We start from the raw sequence: 3,543 nt of genomic DNA on the forward strand, positions 1-3,543 counted from the left end.
AGGACGATTTCCCAATTTCAGCGACTGCGGGAAGCTGCCGGTTTTCCCTTATACTCGAAGCAACGCGCGCCACCTCTGCTGCAATACAACATCCATCCGACGCCGCAACCCCAGCCACCTGACAAGGACCGCATCCATGCCAGATCATTCTGCCATTCCCGGCCATCCGGCCCGCTTTACCGGTAGCGACAACTATATCGCCACCGATGACCTCAAGCTGGCGGTCAACGCCGCCCTCACCCTGCAACGTCCGCTGCTCATCAAGGGCGAACCCGGCACCGGCAAGACCATGCTGGCCGAGGAAGTGGCCGCAGCGCTGGGCCGCCCCCTGCTGCAATGGCACATCAAATCCACCACCAAGGCCCAGCAGGGCCTGTATGAATACGATGCGGTCTCGCGCCTGCGCGACTCGCAACTGGGGGATGAACGAGTCAAGGACATCCACAACTACATCGTCAAGGGGGTGCTGTGGCAAGCCTTCACGTCGGAAGAACCGGTGGTGCTGCTCATCGATGAAATCGACAAGGCCGACATCGAATTCCCCAACGACCTGCTGCGCGAGATCGACCGCATGGAGTTCTACGTCTACGAGACGCGCGAACTGGTGCAGGCGCGGCATCGTCCGCTGGTGGTGATCACCTCCAACAACGAGAAGGAATTGCCGGACGCCTTCCTGCGCCGCTGCTTCTTCCACTACATCAAGTTCCCCGACAAAGAAACCATGCGGCAGATCGTCGATGTGCACTTCCCGCACCTCAAGCGCGAGCTGCTGGCCCAGGCGCTGGAAGCCTTCTACCAGGTGCGCGAAGTGCCCGGCATCAAGAAGAAACCCTCGACCTCGGAACTGATCGATTGGTTGAAGCTGCTCATGGCCGAGGACATCCCGCCCGAAGCCCTGCACAGCCAGGACAACCAGGCCGTGGTGCCGCCCCTGCATGGCGCGCTGCTCAAGAACGAGCAGGATGTACAACTGTTCGAGCGACTGGTCTTCATGTCGCGCAACCATCGCTGAACTTTCGCTGAACTCCCGGAGCCGTCATGCAATTTCTCTCACCGATCACCTTGAAGGGCCAGTTCGCCACCATCGAGCCGCTGCATCCCGAGCACCATGATGCGCTCATCGCCGCCGTCTCCGACGGCAAGCTCTGGAAGCTCTGGTACACCGCCATCCCCAAGCCGGAGAACATGCGCGCCGAGATCGAACGCCGCCTGCATCTGCAACAGCAGGGCAGCATGTTGCCCTTCGTGATCCGCCGCAACGATACCGGCGCCCTGTGCGGCATGACCACCTACATGAATGCCGATGCAGCGCATCGCCGGGTCGAGATCGGCTCCACCTGGTACGCCGCCAGCGCCCAGCGCACCGGCATCAATACCGAGTGCAAGCTGATGCTGCTCACCCACGCCTTCGAAGACATGCACTGCATCGCCGTCGAATTCCGCACCCACTGGATGAACCAGCAATCACGCGCGGCCATCGCCCGGCCTGGGCGCCAAGCAGGATGGCATCCTGCGCAATCACCAGCGGATGCCCGATGGTTCCTATCGCGACACGGTGGTGTTTTCCATCATCCAATCCGAATGGCCGACCGTGCGCCGCCACCTGCAATTCAAGCTGGGCCGTTGAGGCGCCAAGGCGCTTTGCTCCATGCTCATCGACTTCTTCTACACCGTGAAACAGGCTGGCGTGCCAGCCTCGATCAAGGAATTCCTGACCCTGCTGGAGGCGATGGAGCAGCAGGTCATCGTCCCTTCGCTGGAACAGTTCTACTATCTGGCGCGCCTGACCCTGGTCAAGGATGAAGCCAACTTCGACAAGTTCGACCGTGCCTTCGGCGCCTACTTCAAGGGCGTGGAGACGATCTTCGAGAAGCGGCCGGACATCCCGCTGGAGTGGCTGCTCAAGCAATTGCAGCGCGAGCTCACGCCGGAACAGAAAGCGGCCGTCGAAAAGTTCGGCTATGACAAGCTCATGGAGCGCTTGAAGCAACTGCTGGAAGAACAGAAGGAGCGTCACGAAGGCGGCAGCAAATGGATCGGCACGGGCGGTGTGTCGCCCTTCGGCCATGGCGGCTACAACCCGGAAGGCATCCGCATCGGCGGCAAGGGCGGGCAACGTAGCGCGGTCAAAGTCTGGGAAGAACGGCAGTACCAGGACTATGACGGCCAACGCGAACTGGGCACACGCAACATCAAGGTGGCCCTGCGCCGCCTGCGCCGCTTTGCGCGCGAAGGGCTGGATGAAGAACTGGCGCTGGATGACACCATCCGCGCCACCGCCAGCAATGCCGGCTATCTCGACATCCGTATGCAGCCCGAGCGCAAGAACAAGATCAAGGTCTTGATGCTGTTCGACGTGGGCGGCTCCATGGATGACCACATCGCCCGCACCGAAGAGCTGTTCTCGGCCGCCCGCACCGAATTCAAGAACATGGAGTTCTTCTACTTCCACAACTGCGTCTACGACTACCTGTGGAAGAACAACCGTCGCCGCCACGCCGAACGCTTTTCGACCTGGGATGTGTTGCGCAAGTACACGCCGGATACCAAGCTCATCTTCGTGGGCGACGCCACCATGAGCCCCTATGAAATCGTGCAGCCGGGCGGCGCGATGGAATACAACAATGCCGAAGCCGGCGCCGACTGGCTGCAACGTTTCACCAGCACCTTCCCGCATTTCGTGTGGTTGAACCCGGAACCGGAAGGGCTATGGCAATACCGGCAATCGATCGCGCTGATCCGCCAGTTGATGAACGGGCGCATGTACCCGCTCACCATGGATGGGCTGGAAGGGGCGATGCGCCTGTTGAGCAAGTAATTAGGATTCAGGCAGCTACGGGCGTATAACCGGCCTCTTCAATGGCCTCGGCAAAGCTCTGCGCCGGCAGGCTGCTATCGATGACTACGCGCTTGTCGGCGACCGTGATATCGACCTTGGCATTGGCGTCCACGTCCTTGACGGCCTTGGTGATGACGCCGGCGCAATGGTTGCAGGTCATGTCGTTGACGGTGAAGGTGGTGCTCATGGCGTTTCCTTTCATGAAGTGAAGTCGATGACGGAAGCTTAAACCTTCCTACCGTGGCAAGGTCAAGCGCGGGAATTGGCATCCATGAGAAAATGCGGCTTGACCTTACCATCATGGGAAGGATGAAGATAAAGGCATCCGATCATCCTCCCGGAGCATTCGCCATAAATCATTCTTCCTCTGCCACGGCCGAGATCAGCATCGACATCGAAGGCATGAGCTGCGCCTCGTGCGTGATGCGCGTCGAAAAGGCGCTCAAGAAAATCCCCGGCGTCACCGAGGTCAGCGTCAACCTGGCTACCGAACGTGCCAGCATCGCCGCGGCCCAGACCGTCCCTCCCGCCACACTGATTGCCGCCATCGAGAAGGCCGGTTACCAGGCGCACCAGCACATCCCTGAACAGAGCGCCGCGCCCTCTAGCGCCCAACCTACCCTGCCCTCCTGGTGGCGGTGGCGCTATCGGCGGCCTTGTCCCTGCCGCTGGTGCTGCCCATGCTGCTGGCGCCGCTGGGCGTC

The 3,543-nt window shown here is 60.9% G+C and carries 3 protein-coding genes and 2 pseudogenes; 4 read left to right on the forward strand and 1 reads right to left on the reverse strand.

Going from position 1 to position 3,543, the window contains the following annotated elements; all coding sequences use genetic code 11:
- Positions 1-136: 136 nt before the first annotated feature.
- The 3 genes and pseudogenes from I5W_RS13840 (at position 137) to I5W_RS13850 (ending at position 2,818) form a co-directional block, all read left to right on the forward strand.
- A complete protein-coding gene (locus I5W_RS13840; RefSeq protein ID WP_044529660.1) occupies positions 137-1,012 on the forward strand; it encodes an AAA family ATPase in 876 nt (291 codons plus the stop codon).
- Between the two features lie 26 nt (positions 1,013-1,038).
- Positions 1,039-1,627, forward strand: a pseudogene (locus I5W_RS13845) (GNAT family N-acetyltransferase).
- Positions 1,628-1,648: 21 nt separating this feature from the next.
- A complete protein-coding gene (locus tag I5W_RS13850; protein ID WP_044529661.1) occupies positions 1,649-2,818 on the forward strand; it encodes a vWA domain-containing protein in 1,170 nt (389 codons plus the stop codon).
- Between the two features lie 7 nt (positions 2,819-2,825).
- Here the strand turns inward: I5W_RS13850 and I5W_RS13855 are convergent, their stop codons facing one another.
- Entirely contained in the window at positions 2,826-3,026 is a 201-nt protein-coding gene (locus I5W_RS13855; protein ID WP_017454195.1) for a heavy-metal-associated domain-containing protein, read from the reverse strand.
- 164 nt (positions 3,027-3,190) lie between these two features.
- Here I5W_RS13855 and I5W_RS29800 point away from each other — a divergent pair.
- A pseudogene (locus I5W_RS29800) lies at positions 3,191-3,543 on the forward strand (cation transporter); the annotation flags it as partial.

Source organism: Herbaspirillum sp. B65, assembly GCF_000333555.1.
Taxonomy (GTDB): domain Bacteria; phylum Pseudomonadota; class Gammaproteobacteria; order Burkholderiales; family Burkholderiaceae_D; genus Herbaspirillum; species Herbaspirillum rubrisubalbicans.

What these genes read in the sequence shown, in the direction of transcription:
- I5W_RS13840 (WP_044529660.1), top strand. Translation starts at nt 137, where the DNA reads ATGCCAGATCATTCTGCCATTCCCGGCCATCCGGCCCGCTTTACCGGT.
- I5W_RS13850 (WP_044529661.1), top strand. Translation starts at nt 1,649, where the DNA reads ATGCTCATCGACTTCTTCTACACCGTGAAACAGGCTGGCGTGCCAGCC.
- I5W_RS13855 (WP_017454195.1), bottom strand. Translation starts at nt 3,026, where the DNA reads ATGAGCACCACCTTCACCGTCAACGACATGACCTGCAACCATTGCGCC.